Genomic DNA, 15,462 nt, shown 5'->3' with positions numbered 1-15,462 from the left:
GTTCCATGGCTCCTCCCAGACTGGCGTTCGAGAACATCTCCAAGGTGTTCCCCGGCGTGAAGGCACTCTCCGATGTCTCTTTCGATGTCGCGCCAGGCGAAATCCATGCGCTTCTCGGTGAAAACGGTGCTGGAAAATCGACCCTCCTGCGCATCCTCTCCGGTGTCTTCAAGCCGACCGAAGGCGAGGTAAAGATCGACGGGGCGATCCGTCATTTCGGCAAGCCGGAAAGCGCCCGCCAGGCGGGGATCGCCATGATTCATCAGGAACTTCAGCAGGTTCCCCATCTCACTGTCGCTCAAAACATGTTTCTCGGCCATTCCCTCACCAAGCTCGGCGGCATCATCGTCGATCGCCGCGAGCAGGAGCGAAGAGCCGCTGAAGCCCTGGCAATGATCGATCCGGCAATCGATCCGTCTGCGCCGATCTCTTCGTTGAAGGTGGCCCAGCGGCAAGTCGTGGAGATTGCGCGCGCGCTGCTCGACAAGGCCAAGATCGTCGCCATGGACGAACCGACATCGAGCCTGACACCCAGCGAATTCGAGAGGCTCGCTGAAATCGTCGAACGGCTTGCCGCGACCGGTGTGTCGATCATCTATGTATCCCACAAGATGGACGAGGTCTTCCGGGTCTGCCGCAGGGCAACGGTCATGCGTGACGGACGGGTCGTCCGCGCAGGCGTCGATCTCAAGCAGACGGCACCGGACGACGTCATCGCCATGATGGTCGGCCGCGAGTTATTGGCCGAAGAGCACCATTCGCACGCAACTGCGACGGTGAGTGTCGAAGTTCGCCATCTTTCCACCCACCGTATCCGCGACGTCTCGTTCTCCCTTCACCAGGGAGAAGTTCTCGGTGTGGCTGGTCTGGTCGGCTCCGGCCGGACCGAGCTTCTGCGCGCGCTCTCCGGCGCCGACAGGGTGACTTCAGGCACCGTGACGGTGGACGGGACGACATTGGCGCTTTCCGGTCCGCGCGCCGCGATCGCCGCCGGCATCGGCCTTCTGCCTGAGGAGCGCAAGCGGGAAGGGATCATTCCCGGAAGGTCGGTGACGTCGAATATGGCTCTGCCTTCGATGGCGCATTTTTCGAAAGCAGGCATCATCAACCACCGCAAGCTCCAGCGAACGGCGGAAAACCTTCTCAAACGGGTCAATCTGCGGCCCTTTCAGCTCGATCGCCAAATCAGACTTTTCAGCGGCGGCAATCAGCAGAAGGCCATCATCGCGCGCTGGCTCGCCGCCGGCTCACGCATCCTTCTCTTCGACGAGCCGACCCGCGGCATCGACGTCGGCGCGAAATCCGAAATCTATCATTTGATCGAAGACCTCGCCGCGGACGGACATTGCGTGATCGTCGTCTCCTCCGAGCTGCCGGAAGTGATGAGAGTGTCCGACCGAGTGCTGGTGATGCGCGACGGCGCTATCGTCGCTGAACTTGGTCGTGATGAGCTCAGCGAAGAAACCATCGTCTCCCATGCCGTCGGCACGACCGACAGCCGCCTCGGCGCGGCATGACCAACAGGAACAAGCTCATGTCCGACACCATCGAGAATGCCGCAGTGCCGTCGTCCAGGTTTTTCGGATCGTTTTCGGTGCGCGACGCCGGCACGCTGATCGGCCTTGTCGCCATCGTGCTGATCTTCGGCCTGTTGGCTCCTGATTTTCTCTCGCAGCGAAACCTTCTGAACATCCTCCAGCAATCCAGCATCAACGCCTGCCTCGCGCTCGGCATGACGCTGGTGATCATCTCGGGCGGTATCGACCTCTCCGTCGGACCAACCGCGGCGATCGCCGCCGTCATCTCGGCCACGCTGCTTGTTGCCGGCATCCCGGTTCCTCTCGCCATCCTTGCCGGACTCGGCATCGGCGTCCTCTGCGGTCTCGTCAACGGCGTGCTCGTCGCCTATGCCGGGCTGCAGCCTTTCATTGTGACGCTCGGCACGCTCAGCACATATCGGGCCATCGCGCTCATCTATACCGGCGGCAATCCCGTGCTTGGCGTGCCGCAAAGCTTTCGCACGCTGTTCAACGGCAGCCTGGCCGGTATTCCGAATTCGGTCGTCATGGTGGCCGTCGTCGCCCTCTTCGCCTGGGTGCTTCTCAAGAAGACGCCGATGGGTGAATACCTGCTCGCCGTCGGTGGCAACGAAGAGGCGGCCTACGTCGCAGGTGTCCCGATCGCCATTACCAAGATCACCGCCTATGTGATATCAGCCGTTCTCGCTGCGCTCGCCTCGATGATCCTGATCGGCCGCCTTGGGGCCGCCGAGCCGATCCTGGGTAATCTGTGGGAGCTCGACGCGATCGCTGCGGCGGCCATCGGCGGCGCGTCGCTGATGGGCGGCAAGGGCAGCGTCATCGGCACGCTGCTCGGGGCGATCATTCTCGGCGCGATGCGCAACGGATTGACGTTGATGAACGTGCAGGCCTTCTACCAACTTCTCGCCACCGGCCTTATTATCCTTGTCGCGATGATGATCGATCGCGTCACAAGGGGACGGGGATGAATTCTGCAAATGATCTCAAGGCGGTGGGCCCACGCATCCGAATGATGATGCCCAAGCTCACCCCCTTGGAGGCACGGGTCGTCGAGACGGTGTTCGCGCTGAGGGACTTTTCGGAGGACACTGCTCTCAAGGACCTGGCGACCGAGGCCGGAGTGTCCGAGGCGATGGTGGTGAAGATCACCAAGAAGCTGGGCTTTTCAGGATTCCGCGACTTCCGCACGGCGGTCTCGAGCTACAACAAGCTCCCGACAGCGGAAATGCATCAGGAACTGTCTGCGGAAGATAGTTCCCAGGAAATCATTCAGAAGGTCTTCCGTACGTCGATCAACGCGCTGGAAGAAACCCTGGCGATTCTCGATGTCGATGCCTTCGATCGAGCCGCCGACTTGTTGGCCAAACCGGGACAGCGGGATTTCTACGGTGTCGGAGGGTCGGCGCAAATCGCGCGGGACGTCGCGCACAAATTCCTGAGAATTGGCGTTCGGTGCAGCGTCCAGGACGACTCGCACATGATGCTGATGTCGGCATCCCTGCTTGGCGCAGACGACGTGGCCATCGGATTCTCGCATTCGGGCAACACCACTGCGGTGATCGAAGCGATACAACTCGCGCGGAAGTCGGGCGCACGGACGATCGCCATCACGAACTATGGCGGGTCGGCTTTGGCGCAGATCGCCGACATCGTCCTGTGTTCGACGGCACAGGGATCGCCTCTGATGGGCGAAAACGCGGCGGCGCGGATTGCGCAGCTCAACATCCTCGACGCGCTTTTCATGGCGGTCGCCAAGAGAAACTATCAGGCGGCGGAGAGAAATCTGGAAAAGACGATGTCCGCCGTCACATCGAAACGTAAGGACAAACTTCCATGACCACCGCATCGCCTTCCGTCGTCGTCCTCGGCAGCCTGCACTACGATATTATGGTGCATGGCCCGGCGCGCCCGCGGAAGGGTGAAACGGTGACGGGTAGCAGCTGGCATCCCAAATGCGGCGGCAAGGGCGGAAACCAGGCGGTTTCGGCCGCCAAGACTGGCGTTCCCTCGCACATGATCGGTGCCGTCGCAGATGATGATTTCGGACGCGCTTTGACCGACAATCTCGCGCGTGGTCATGTCGATCACCGCTTCGTCAAGACGGTGGGCGGTGTCGGCAGCGGCATGAGTGTCGCACTCTTCGACAGCGAAGGCGACTACGGTGCCGTCATCGTCTCCGGCAGTAACCTCATGCTCGGGCAGTCGGATGTCGAGGCCGCCAAGGAGCTATTTGCCGCGGGCGGCGTCCTGGTATTGCAGAACGAAGTCCCCGATCATGCCAACGTCGCGGCGGCACGGGCAATGAAGGACGTCCGCGGGCAGGTGGTGCTGAATGCTGCGCCGGCGCGGCCATTGCCGGAAGAGCTGGAGCAGCTTGTCGACGTGCTCGTCGTCAATGCTATCGAGGCCGAGCAATTGGGGCGACTTCCGGTCGTCGACAGCCTGGCGGGAGCGCTGACTGCTGCAATGCAGTTGGCGGAACGGTTCCCGGTCGTCGTGGTCACGGCCGGCGGGGAAGGGGTGGCCTGCGCCACCAGGGCAGGCGAAGCTTTCTCGATCGAGGCGATCAAAGTCGAACTGGTGAGCACCCATGGCGCCGGCGACGAGTTCACCGGTGTGCTCGCTGCCGAACTTGCGCTTGGAAAGACAATCCACGCGGCGTTGGACTCGGCCAACCGTGCCGCTGCAGTCTTGGTGAGCACGGCGCGTAGTGAGTGAAGGAGATCTTCGGCTAAGGCAATCGAGGTTTGTGGGAGCACACAATGCTCACAGAAAATGATCTGCCATCCGAGCTGCTCCATATTATAATGTCGATGGGGCAAGCGATGAGTGATCTGTGATATCAACCATGCTGTCTGAATTTTGCGCGGTGGCAGGATTCCTTACCATCGTTCGCACCTCAGAGCCGAATCCTCGAGAAGGACGTCATTTTCGAGAGCTTCGGATCATGGTTGATATGCAGCGTCCTTTAGGGTTGTCGTGCAGCTGGATCCCCAGCCGCACGAACTTTGCCACTTTGCCTAAGACGCCATCGCATAAGCGTTGCGGCTGATGCCGGTCAGGCTTCTCGTTTTGAACTGCCCGATCAAGGCGGCAAGCCTGTCCGTCTCATGCTGCAGGCTTTGTGCGGCAGCGGTCGTTTCCTCGACCATCGCTGCATTTTGCTGAGTGACCTTGTCCATCTGGTCACCGGCGGCCGAGACCTCGCGTAGACTGAGCGCCTGATCGCGGGCCGATACTGCTATTTCAGTCACCGTCGCACTCATGGCGCTGACTTGCTGCACGATCTGTTCAAGCGACGACCCTGACTCGCCGACCAGCTTAACGCCAACATCAACCTGGCCCGTTGATGTCGAAATAAGCTGCTTTATTTCCTTTGCTGCATTTGCGGAGCGCTGCGCAAGTTCGCGGACCTCCTGCGCGACAACGGCAAAGCCTTTGCCCGCTTCGCCGGCCCTAGCTGCTTCGACACCGGCGTTGAGCGCAAGGAGATTCGTCTGAAAGGCGATCTCGTCAATCACGCCGATGATGCTCTCGATTCTTGCGGAAGAAGTCTGGATTTCGTTCATCGCCGAGATTGCGCGATTGACGATTTCTCCGCCCTGTTCGGCGTTCGCACGGGTCGTCGTCACCGCATCGTTGGCCAGGCTGGCACCCTCCGCCATACCGTTGACACTTCGCGTAACCTCCGAAAGCGCGGCGACCGTTTCTTCGAGCGACGACGCCTGCTGTTCAGTCCGACGGGCAAGATCATTCGTCGCGGCGGAGATTTCGCCCAGACCCGACCGTATCGTCGAAACGGCTTGAACGATGGCATCGAATGCGCTTTCCAGACTTGCCACCGAACTGTTGAAGCGGTCGCGAATGATGGAGTAGCGGGCATCGACGTTGCCGATCCTGGCGGTCAAATCTCCGGCCGACAATGCGTCCAAGCCCTTGGAGATTTGGTTGAACGCAATTTCCATCGCGTCTGCCTCGGCCATTCGCCTCCCCTCCTGCAGCCGGCGCTCCTCTTCCGAAGCAAGCCTCGCCCTTTCGGCAGCGACGTCGGCTGCTGCCTTGGCGTGCTTGGTTTCCTGGAACACCATTAGCGAGCGCGCCATCGCGCCGAGTTCATGGCCGTTGTTGGTGCCGTCGAATTCGGCCAGGTCATCGCCATGAGCCAGCCGTTCCATTTTTGCAGCCATGGTGCGCACCGCCGATGAAATCAACCGCCCGAGATAATATGAGAGCGCAAGGCCGATCACGATCAAAGCCGCACTGATAGCGAGCGTCACGGTTATGGCGCTCGAAACAGTCTGTTCGACGGAGCCGTCGAGTTCTTTCTGAGTGCCGGCAACACTTGCCTGCAATGTCTGGAAACCCGTAGATATCTGCGGACCAAGTTCTTTCAGTTCGGTTTCCCTGATGCGCTTGGTTTCACTCCAAACATTCCGCATCTCACCAAGGCGTGCGCTATAATTCTGCATCAGTTGCGCGACACCGGAAAGGCGCGTTCGCTGCCGGTCATTGCGGGCCATTTTTGCGGCGGCGGCATTCAAATCGACCGCTTCGCTCAGCGAAACTTGCGCAATGTCATATGCCTTCAGGTCACCGGAATTGACGAAGCGCTCGGAAAAATAAAGGCTTCTGTTGAGCGCTTCGAGCGTCCTCGTGGTCGCGTAGAGAAGCTGTAGGTCGTTCTGACGCCAAGCACTGCGCAATACGTCATTCAGCGCAACGCTCGTCCATGGCCCGAATTCGGTGACTTTCGAAAGAAGCTGATCATGTCGTGACTGCAGCGCAACCAGCATATCGAACGCCCGGTCATAAGCGGCGATCTGTCCTCTTATCGTGGCGACGGCGGCTTGGAGGTCAGGATTCTGGGCTAGACGCGGATCGTCAAGCTCGAATGAACTGACCCCGGATTTGAAGCGATCAACCAGTTCCTTCGATGGGTCGGACCGAAACGCTTCGGCCGACATCTGAATGTCGCGGAGCCGATCACTATAAGCCGATATGGCGAGGCTTTCACCGACCGTTGCGCGGTAAGAAGAAAACATTGATGTGAGCTTGTCCATCCCGGACATGACGTTGAGCGACAGCAGACTCATGAAGACGATGAGGGGAAGGAAGCCGAGCGTAATTTGGCTACGAATGCTGAGTTTGTTCCAGAAATGCATGATAGCGCCTCGAAAGCTCACCGGATTTTCGTCAGGTATTGATCGACATTTTGTGGAGTGACGAGTTCGAACGGGATGTAGTTTTCCCGCGGCACCTTCTCTCCGTGAACAAGCTTGAGTGCCGCATCGACTGCCCCCGCGCCCTGAGCGGCGCCATTCTGAAACACGGTGACTTTCATCTCGCCGGCTTTAAGCGCTTCGAGGGCAGGTTCAATCGCATCGATGCCGGCGACGACCACATCCTTCGTGGCGTCATGGTTGCGCTTGAGCGCACGAATGGCTCCGAGCGCCATGTCGTCGTTGTTTGCGACGATCGCGTCAAATTTGACGCCCGCCGTTATCCATTCTTCGACCTGGGCTTCGGCAAAGTCGGGGGACCAGTAGGCAGTCTGACGTTCGACGACCTTCAATCCTTTGCAGTCGGGCGTGGCAATGACGGCGTCGACATCTTCAGTGCGGGCCCGAGCCGCCGCGTGAAAGGGCTCGCCGATGAGCACGGTAATGTTGCCTTTTCCGTTGAGAAGTCTGCAAACTTCTTTCGTCTGAAGTGTGCCCGACTCCTTCTCGTCGGAGGCAACGACGACCTGGTTCTGCGGAAGGTCGAGGACATTGGCCGGAACGTTGTTGACATAGACGAGCGGGACGCCCGCACCGATGGCAATCGGCGTCAGTTGCCCGCCGAGGTCACCATCGGCGAGCAGAACAATGAGAGCATCGACTTTGCGAGCAACAAGGTCCTCGACCTGCTTTTTCTGCAAATCGCCGTCGCCATTCGCGTCTGTCGTGATGACGTCGACGCCGGTGGTCTCCTTTGCATGCGCTAGGAGACCGCGAAGCAAAGTGGAATTGAACTCGTCGAGGTTGGAGACCGAAACGCCTAACGTTGCCGCGTTCGCATACGATGTCAACGTTAACATTAGCAAGGACGATATTACAGCTCTGCGCATTTCCCTCTCCAAAAATGTTGCTGATCGGGGAAGCATTGAACAGTTCTGGTAAAAAGAGATTTAATCGCTGGACACTTACTTCGAACGGAGACGTAGCCTGCAGCTCCAAACTGACGTCGTTTGCCAAAGGTTGACTGCGTCCATCAATATCGGGCTCAACGGCCCACTTGCGGCTCGTCCTCGAAAAACCTTGCGAACGGGAAGAGGAGGGCAGCGGCCGAAACTCGCATGAACTGGCGAACATGATCGGGCGATTTAGCCCCTAGAGGGTGGACAACAGCCCGACAGACAGGCTCAGGACCACAACGCAGAGCACGAACAAATCGAGGCGGTGACGATTGGCGAGCCAGTTTTGCTCGTACCCACTCTCGGTATTATCCAACGCCTTCGAAAGCAGGAGGGACGTCGTGAAGTCCGCCGGACTCATCGCGCGGCCGGAGCCGCTATAGGCGCCAAATGCGTTTTGGCGGAATCTCGATCGGCTCCAACGGCACGCTGCAGCACGGCGAGACTAGCCTGGGCCTGCATCAGTCGAAGATCACCGAGAATTGCCCCTTCATGTGCGAGAAAGGCGGAGATTGGATGACCAAATAGAATGCCCAGCATGACGACGCCGGAAAACAATGACGCGTTGCGGATAGCTGCTTTCGATACGTACATTTTGATCTCCTCCTTTCCGTTGATGATAGGTTAAAAAAAACGGACGTCAACATTAATGTAATCGTTGACATGCATAAATTTTGGTGTTGTATACGTTAACATCGATCAAATCTTGCATGATGCAATTGTTGGCTGGCTTCAAGCATGCGGGCAGCACGACAAACTCAGATGATCGAGGTATGTAAACGTTGACATATCGGGCGGTCTCGGAGGAGGCCACTCCGGCAACAGTGGGTGCCGCCGGACACCAATGGAGGAGGGAATTCGCATGAAAAAACTCATCAATGGAACTGCAGCGCTGCTTTTGGCGACGTCGCCTGCCTATGCCGGCGACATTGGCGTAGCGATCTCTCATAGCGACTCATTTCTCGCGGTGATGGTTCAGGGAATGAAGGACGAGGCCGCCAAGACTAAGCAGCCGCTCCAGATCGAGTTTGCTGAAGCCGACATCAACAAGCAGCTGTCGCAAATTCAAAATTTCATTGCAGCGAAGGTCGATGCGATCATCGTCAACGTGGTCGAAAGCTCGGCCTCTCCGGCGATCACCAAGATGGCGGCAGATGCCGGCGTGCCGTTGATCTATGTCAACAATACACCGAGCGACCTGGATGCACTTGGCCCGAAGGCGGCGTTCATTGGATCGAACGAATCCGAAGCGGGGGAAATCGAGACGAAGGAAGTTTGCCGCGTTTTGAAGGAAAGCGGCAAGACCAGTGATGCGGGCATTCTGATCATCCAAGGACTCCTGGCGCAGCACAGTGCCGAACTGCGCAGCAAGGCCGTGCATGACATTATTGCTACGCCCGACTGCAGCTTCATGAAGGTGATCGACGAACAGTCGGCAAACTGGGATCCGGTCAAAGCGCAGGATCTGATGACCAACTGGATTACGGCCGGCTACAAGCCTGCTGCCGTTATTGCCAACAACGATGAAATGGCGCTCGGCGCAATCAACTCCATGAAGGCCGCCGGGTGGGACATGAAGGACGTGGTCGTTGCCGGCATCGACGCGACCAAAGAGGCGATGCATTACATGCAGACGGGTGATCTGGATGTGAGCGTTTTCCAGGACGCAATCGGTCAGGGGGCCGGCTCCGTCGACGCCGCCATCAAGTTGGCGAAAGGAGAAAAGGTGCAGTCGCCCGTTTGGATCCCGTTCGAACTGGTCAATCCGGCCAACGTCGACAAGTACATCAAGAAGAACTGACACTCGGGCGGAAAAAAGATGCGCGTCCTGGCGCGCATCTGTTTTCCGCGCATATCGGCGGTCGGTCCAACGCGTCGCAAAGACGGAAGACCTGTCGGACATTTTTGATCCGTGGATCGGGGAGCTAAATTGTAATGCTTAGACTTGGTATCTTGGGCTGCGGTCGTATCGGCCAAGTGCATGCCAATTCCATCCGGCGTATCGAAGGCGCCGAACTTGCCGCCGTTGCCGACCTTTCTTCCGAGGCCGCATCTGCCTGTGCCGCGCGCTTCAAGACCGTTGTGCGCGGTATCGACGGCATTATTAATGCTGATGACATCGACGCCGTCGTCATCGCTACGTCGACATCCACGCATTTCGATCTGGTCACCGCCGCAGCCCGGGCAGGCAAGGCGATTTTCTGCGAGAAGCCGATCGATCTTTCCTCCGAAAGGGTTCGCTCCTGTATCCAGGCCGTCAATGCCGCGGGCGTCGCCTTTATGACAGCCTTCAACCAGCGTTTTGATCCGCATTTCAGCGCCCTTCAGGCGCGCGTGCGGGCAGGTGAAATCGGCGAAGTGGAGACGGTCTCGATCGTCTCCCGCGACCCCGGCCCGCCGCCTATCTCCTATGTGAAAACCTCGGGCGGACTTTTCCGAGACATGATGATCCATGACCTCGACATGGCGAGGTTCGTTCTCGGCGAGGAGCCGGTGACGGTATTTGCAGTCGGCTCCAATCTCATCGATACGGGCATCAAGGAAGCCGGCGATGTCGACACAGCCGCAGTCATTCTGACGACGGCCGGCGGACGGATCTGCCAGGTCACCAACTCGCGCAGGACGACCTACGGCTACGACAAGCGTCTCGAAGTTCACGGCTCCAAGGGGATGCTCCGTGTCTCCAACGTGCTTGAGAACCTGGTCGAACAGGCGGGAAGCAACGGCTTCGGACAGGCCGTCGCCCAAGCCTTCTTCCTCGAGCGTTTCGAGGCGGCCTACCTCGCCGAAATGCGCCATTTCGTGGAGGCGGTTTCTTTCGGGACCGCTCCGGTTCCGAATGCCGAGGACGGACTTCGCGCCCAACTCATCGCCGATGCGGCAACGCAGTCATGGCGAGAGGGTCGGCCGGTTGAAATCCCTCGCTAACGGTTAACCAGTACAACATTCGGAAAACGTCCATGAAAATCGCGATCATTGGCCTTGGCAAAGTGGCGGAACTCCATGTCCAGGCGCTCCGCCAGATAGGACCGGATATTTTCGCCGGGGGATGGAACCGCTCGGCGGATAAGGCGGAGGACTTCTGCCGGCGCTTCGGGGGAACGGCGTATCCGTCGGTCGAGGCGCTCCTTGCCGACGACGAGATCGATGCCGTTCTCGTCGCTACAAGCACGGCGTCCCATTTCGAATTTGCCACACGTGGTCTGGCGGCGGGAAAGCACGTGCTCCTGGAAAAGCCGCTCTGCGAAAGAGCCGAGCAGATCCGGGAGCTGGCGGACGTCGCCGGCAGGTACAACCGTATCTGCATGCCATCGCACAACTATGTCTACGCTGAGAATATGCGCCGCCTCAAAGCCCATATCGAAGATGGCAGGCTGGGCGATATCGTCAATTTCTGGGCGATCTACAACAAGCGTCACGATGCCTCCATCGGTGAACCCGACCTCACGATGCGGGAATTGATGGTTCATCACGCCTATTGCATGTTGTTTTTCCTGGGGCGTCCCTCGCATGTTTACGCAACGGGAACGAACGTGCATTTCGACGACAAGCGGGCGCACGACCAGCTCATGATCACGGCGGAATACGCCGACGGGAAAATCGCAAACCTCTGGGGCAGCTTCTCGGCCGACGACAGAAGCCGCGAACCATGGTCCTGCTATTTCAAGGTTCTGGGAACCGAGGGAAGCGGTGTCGTCCCGTGGGACGTAACGAAGTTCGGGCAGGCGTCCATCCCGTTCTGGGATGATGCGACCTATTGGGACAGTTTCCTGCAGGTCGAGCAATATTTTCTGAACGAGTGCCTGGCGAAGGCTTCGCCGCCATTATCGACGTTGGCCGACGCCTATGACGCGGCGGTCATTCTCGACGCGGCGCGTCGTTCATTGGTCGAAAAGCGCCGGATCGAAATCGACTATACGTAAGACTTGACGATCAAAGCATTGTCGTTTCGCTGGCTACAGCAACATTTCAAACGGATCCGACGTGGGCCGCGATATTTTCGGCGGCAATCGGCTTGTCAGCAAACATTTGCGAGGAAAAATGAAAATCGGGGCGCCAAAGGAGATTTACGTCGACGAAAAGCGTGTCGCATTGACACCCGAAAGCGCGTTGCATCTCCAAAAGCTCGGACACCAATGCCTCGTGGAAGCGGGTGCGGGGCTCGCGTCAGGTCTTTCGGACGAGGCATATCGCGCAGCTGGCGTCGAGGTCGTGGCCACGGCTCAGGACCTCTGGCAGGCGGCGGATGTCATCGTGAAAGTCAGGCCGCCGCAACAGCGGGAACTGGCACCGCTCACATCAGGCAAGACGATCCTGTCCTTCGTCCATCCTGCACAGAATGCCGATCTGCTCGAAAGCGCCCGCGTGCGCCAGGTCAATCTGATTGCCATGGACATGGTGCCTCGCATCTCAAGGGCACAGAAGATGGATGCTCTGTCGTCCATGGCAAATATCGCCGGTTATCGTGCGGTGATCGAGGCCGGCAATAGTTTCGGACGTTTCTTCACCGGGCAGGTGACCGCAGCGGGTAAAGTTGCGCCAGCCAAGGTCTTGGTCGTCGGCGCGGGCGTTGCCGGACTTGCGGCAATCGGCACGTCGACCGCGCTCGGTGCGATTACCTATGCCTTCGATGTCCGCCCCGAGGTTGCCGAGCAGATCGAGAGTATGGGCGCGGAGTTCGTCTTCCTCGATTTTGCGGATCAGCAACAAGACGGGGCGGCGAGCGGCGGCTATGCGACGCCGTCCTCGCCGGAATTCCGCAACGCGCAGCTGAGCAAGTTCCGCGAGCTTGCGCCACAGATCGACATCGTCATATCGACGGCCCTGATACCTGGTCGCGATGCTCCCAGACTTTGGCTTGCCGGTATGGTCGAAGCGATGAAACCCGGCTCCGTCATCGTCGATCTTGCCGCAGAGCGTGGCGGTAATTGCGAACTTACCATCGCCGACCAGAAGGTGGTGACACCGAACGGTGTCACTATCATCGGCTACACGGATTTTCCAAGCCGGATGGCGGAACAGGCCTCGACGCTTTATTCCAACAACATTCGCCATCTGATCGCGGATCTGACACCGAATAAAGATGGCCGCCTCGTCCACGATATGGAGGACGACGTCATCCGTGGCACGACAGTCACCCATGAGGGCAAGATTACTTACCCGCCGCCGCCGCCCAGAGTTCAGGCCATCGCAGCCCAGAAGCCCAGGGAAAAGGCAAGAGAGCCCAGCCCCGAGGAAAGGCGTTCGCAAGAGTTGGCGGCCTTTCGAAGGCAAACCAGGGCCCAAGCGCTGCTGCTGGCCGGCGGCACCGCGCTTCTTCTGCTGGTCGGCGCAATGGCACCAGCCAGTTTCATGGGGCACTTCGTTGTTTTTGTGCTCGCCTGCTTCATCGGGTTCCAGGTTATCTGGAACGTCAGCCATTCGCTCCACACGCCGCTGATGGCGGTGACAAACGCCGTATCGGGAATCGTGATCGTCGGCGCGCTTATGCAGATCGGGTCCGGCAACAGCATCGTCGTCGGTCTCGCTGCCGTCTCGGTTCTGGTCGCCACCATCAACATTGTCGGTGGCTTTCTCGTGACGCGGCGCATGCTCTCGATGTTCCGGAAGTCCTGATCAAGTTAGGGTTACACATATGACTATCGGTGTCGTTTCGGCCGCCTACGTCTCGGCGGCGGTGCTCTTCATTTTGTCCCTTGGGGGGCTGTCCGGCCAGGAAAGCGCAAAGCGCGCCGTCCGCTATGGCTTCGTTGGAATGGCAATTGCGATTGTTGCCACGGTTTTCGGACCGGGCCTCGGTAATTGGACGGTCACGTTGGCGATGATCGTAGTGGGCGCCGGAGCAGGTTGGCTGGTTGCAAAAAGGGTTCAGATGACGGAAATGCCGCAGCTGGTCGCGGCTCTGCATTCCTTCGTCGGCATGGCGGCCGTGTTGATCGGCTTCAATGCCCATTTCGAAGCAGCGACGATTGCCGCACTGAATGAGGCCGAGAGAGCGCAGCTTTCAGGATTTGCGGCGGTTCTCGCCGGCAAGACATCATTGGAAATGGCGATGATGAAAGTCGAGGTTTTTCTTGGCGTCTTCATCGGAGCCGTCACATTTACCGGCTCGGCAATCGCATTCGGCAAGCTTGCAGGAAAACTCGACGGCAAGGCGCAGAAGCTGCCTGGCGGGCATGCCCTCAATGCCGCCGCGGCCGTCCTTTCCTTCATTCTGCTGCTGCTCTATACACAAGGCGCCGATATCTGGGTACTGGCCGTGATGACGCTTCTAGCTTTCTTCATCGGTTTTCACCTGATCCTGGGCATTGGCGGGGCCGACATGCCCGTCGTCGTCTCTATGCTGAACAGCTATTCCGGCTGGGCTGCGGCTGCGATCGGTTTTACGCTTGGAAACGATCTTTTGATCGTCACCGGTGCACTGGTCGGTTCTTCGGGCGCGATTCTATCTTACATCATGTGCAAGGCGATGAACCGTTCCTTCGTCTCGGTCATTCTCGGTGGCTTCGGAGCGACGGCTGGCATTGCCGTTGCGATTGAAGGCGAGCAGATCGCTATCGATGCCGACGGTGTCGCCTCAGCGCTCAATGATGCCGACAGCATTGTCATCGTTCCGGGATACGGCATGGCCGTCGCGCAGGCCCAGCAGGCGGTTTCAGAATTGACGCGCAAGCTGCGCGCCGCAGGAAAGAACGTAAGGTTTGCGATCCATCCCGTCGCCGGCCGCCTTCCAGGTCACATGAACGTGCTGCTTGCCGAAGCCAAAGTTCCCTATGACATCGTGCTTGAAATGGACGAGATCAACGACGACTTCGCCCATACCGACGTCGTCATCGTCATTGGTTCCAACGATATCGTCAATCCGGCGGCTCAGGACGATCCGTCGTCGCCGATCGCCGGCATGCCTGTGCTGGAAGTTTGGAAGGCAAAACAGGTCTTCGTCTCGAAGCGTGGTCAGGGTGCCGGCTATTCGGGAATTGAAAACCCACTCTTCTATCGCGAAAACACACGTATGCTGTACGGCGACGCGAAAGAGAGTATGGCGCAGTTGCTGCCGCAGATCGCGTGAGCGCCGGCTAGCTAGAATGCTCTGGCTGGCGCGGTCTTGGTTTCCTGGCAGTTATTGACATATCCGTGCGCAATCGCGGTGTCGTTATTGCTATCGCTTGGTCCACGCGATCCGAACAGTCGATGATCGGTGCTGGCAGTCATATCCACTCTCCAACGTCAGCCAGCGCTGGCCTCTACCGTTCGTGAGCCCCGCATTCCCTATTTCGAGCCTGACCGGCCACTCAAGCAATTCCCCGCCTATGTTGCGCCTTGGGTGCGTAGGAGCGCTGTTGTTTGGGTTGTGTGATTTCTCCGATCACATTTCCAATGTAATCGTTGACATTGGGTTTTTCTCGTGTTGTATACGTTAACATTACAGTTTCTTGACGGGCCGGCATTTGTGTCCGGTCTCTGGTTTAGCAGGTGCGGGACGCCTTTCCGCGCCATAAGGAGGCTTTTGCGGTGAAGAAGTTGAATGTTGCGCTGATCGGTACGGGCTTCATGGGGAAGGCTCACTCGATTGCGACCGCGGTTGTGCCGATCCTGTTCGGTTCTCCGGTCGAGATCGAACGCAAGGTGGTTGTCGACATCGACGAGGAATTGGCGCAGAACGCCGCCAAACAATATGGCTTTGCCGAATACGCGACCGACTGGCGCGAGGTCGTTTCGCGCCCGGACATCGACATCGTCGACATC

At 58.7% G+C, this 15,462-nt stretch carries 12 protein-coding genes; 10 read left to right on the top strand and 2 right to left on the bottom strand.

Annotated features, from left to right (window positions below; genetic code table 11):
* Window positions 1-5 precede the first annotated feature (5 nt).
* The 4 genes from PH551_RS05315 to PH551_RS05300 are packed head-to-tail and all read left to right on the top strand — an operon-like array spanning window position 6 to window position 4,259.
* Window positions 6-1,517 carry a sugar ABC transporter ATP-binding protein gene (locus PH551_RS05315; protein ID WP_285192147.1) on the top strand — a complete coding sequence of 504 codons (1,512 nt, stop codon included), beginning with the start codon at window positions 6-8 and terminating at the stop codon, window positions 1,515-1,517.
* Between the two features lie 17 nt (window positions 1,518-1,534).
* Window positions 1,535-2,509, top strand: a complete 975-nt coding sequence (locus tag PH551_RS05310; RefSeq protein WP_285192146.1) for an ABC transporter permease — start codon at window positions 1,535-1,537, stop codon at window positions 2,507-2,509.
* Window positions 2,506-3,378, top strand: a complete 873-nt coding sequence (locus tag PH551_RS05305) for a MurR/RpiR family transcriptional regulator (protein WP_285192145.1) — start codon at window positions 2,506-2,508, stop codon at window positions 3,376-3,378. The genes PH551_RS05310 and PH551_RS05305 overlap by 4 nt, the downstream gene beginning before the upstream one ends.
* A complete protein-coding gene (locus tag PH551_RS05300) occupies window positions 3,375-4,259 on the top strand; it encodes a ribokinase (protein ID WP_285192144.1) in 885 nt (294 codons plus the stop codon). The genes PH551_RS05305 and PH551_RS05300 overlap by 4 nt, the downstream gene beginning before the upstream one ends.
* A gap of 302 nt (window positions 4,260-4,561) precedes the next feature.
* Here the strand turns inward: PH551_RS05300 and PH551_RS05295 are convergent, their stop codons facing one another.
* Window positions 4,562-6,703, bottom strand: coding sequence for a methyl-accepting chemotaxis protein (locus PH551_RS05295; RefSeq protein WP_285192143.1), 2,142 nt, complete (start codon window positions 6,701-6,703; stop codon window positions 4,562-4,564).
* Window positions 6,704-6,720: 17 nt separating this feature from the next.
* Window positions 6,721-7,650, bottom strand: a complete 930-nt coding sequence (locus PH551_RS05290) for a substrate-binding domain-containing protein (RefSeq protein WP_350223847.1) — start codon at window positions 7,648-7,650, stop codon at window positions 6,721-6,723.
* A gap of 928 nt (window positions 7,651-8,578) precedes the next feature.
* Between PH551_RS05290 and PH551_RS05285 the strand changes: the two genes are divergently transcribed.
* The 6 genes from PH551_RS05285 to PH551_RS05260 all read left to right on the top strand — a co-directional run.
* Window positions 8,579-9,517 (top strand): substrate-binding domain-containing protein, encoded by a 939-nt coding sequence (locus PH551_RS05285; protein ID WP_285192142.1) that lies wholly within the window; start codon window positions 8,579-8,581, stop codon window positions 9,515-9,517.
* A 134-nt stretch (window positions 9,518-9,651) separates the two neighbouring features.
* Window positions 9,652-10,644: an inositol 2-dehydrogenase gene (gene iolG, locus PH551_RS05280; RefSeq protein WP_285192141.1), complete on the top strand. Its 993-nt coding sequence runs from the start codon at window positions 9,652-9,654 to the stop codon at window positions 10,642-10,644.
* Window positions 10,645-10,676: 32 nt separating this feature from the next.
* The gene (locus PH551_RS05275) at window positions 10,677-11,639 is read left to right on the top strand and encodes a Gfo/Idh/MocA family protein (RefSeq protein WP_285192140.1); all 963 of its coding nucleotides are present in this window, start codon (window positions 10,677-10,679) and stop codon (window positions 11,637-11,639) included.
* A gap of 118 nt (window positions 11,640-11,757) precedes the next feature.
* Window positions 11,758-13,332: a Re/Si-specific NAD(P)(+) transhydrogenase subunit alpha gene (locus PH551_RS05270; RefSeq protein ID WP_285192139.1), complete on the top strand. Its 1,575-nt coding sequence runs from the start codon at window positions 11,758-11,760 to the stop codon at window positions 13,330-13,332.
* A 19-nt stretch (window positions 13,333-13,351) separates the two neighbouring features.
* Window positions 13,352-14,785, top strand: a complete 1,434-nt coding sequence (locus PH551_RS05265) for an NAD(P)(+) transhydrogenase (Re/Si-specific) subunit beta (RefSeq protein WP_285192138.1) — start codon at window positions 13,352-13,354, stop codon at window positions 14,783-14,785.
* 443 nt (window positions 14,786-15,228) lie between these two features.
* Window positions 15,229-15,462: Gfo/Idh/MocA family oxidoreductase (locus PH551_RS05260; protein ID WP_285192137.1), on the top strand; the 234-nt coding region annotated here is incomplete at its 3' end.

The sequence above is a fragment of the Rhizobium atlanticum genome, from assembly GCF_030182485.1.
In the GTDB taxonomy this organism is placed as follows: Bacteria; Pseudomonadota; Alphaproteobacteria; order Rhizobiales; family Rhizobiaceae; genus Rhizobium.
Note: the sequence above shows the minus strand (reverse complement) of the source record. Positions and strands in the feature narration are given on the sequence as shown.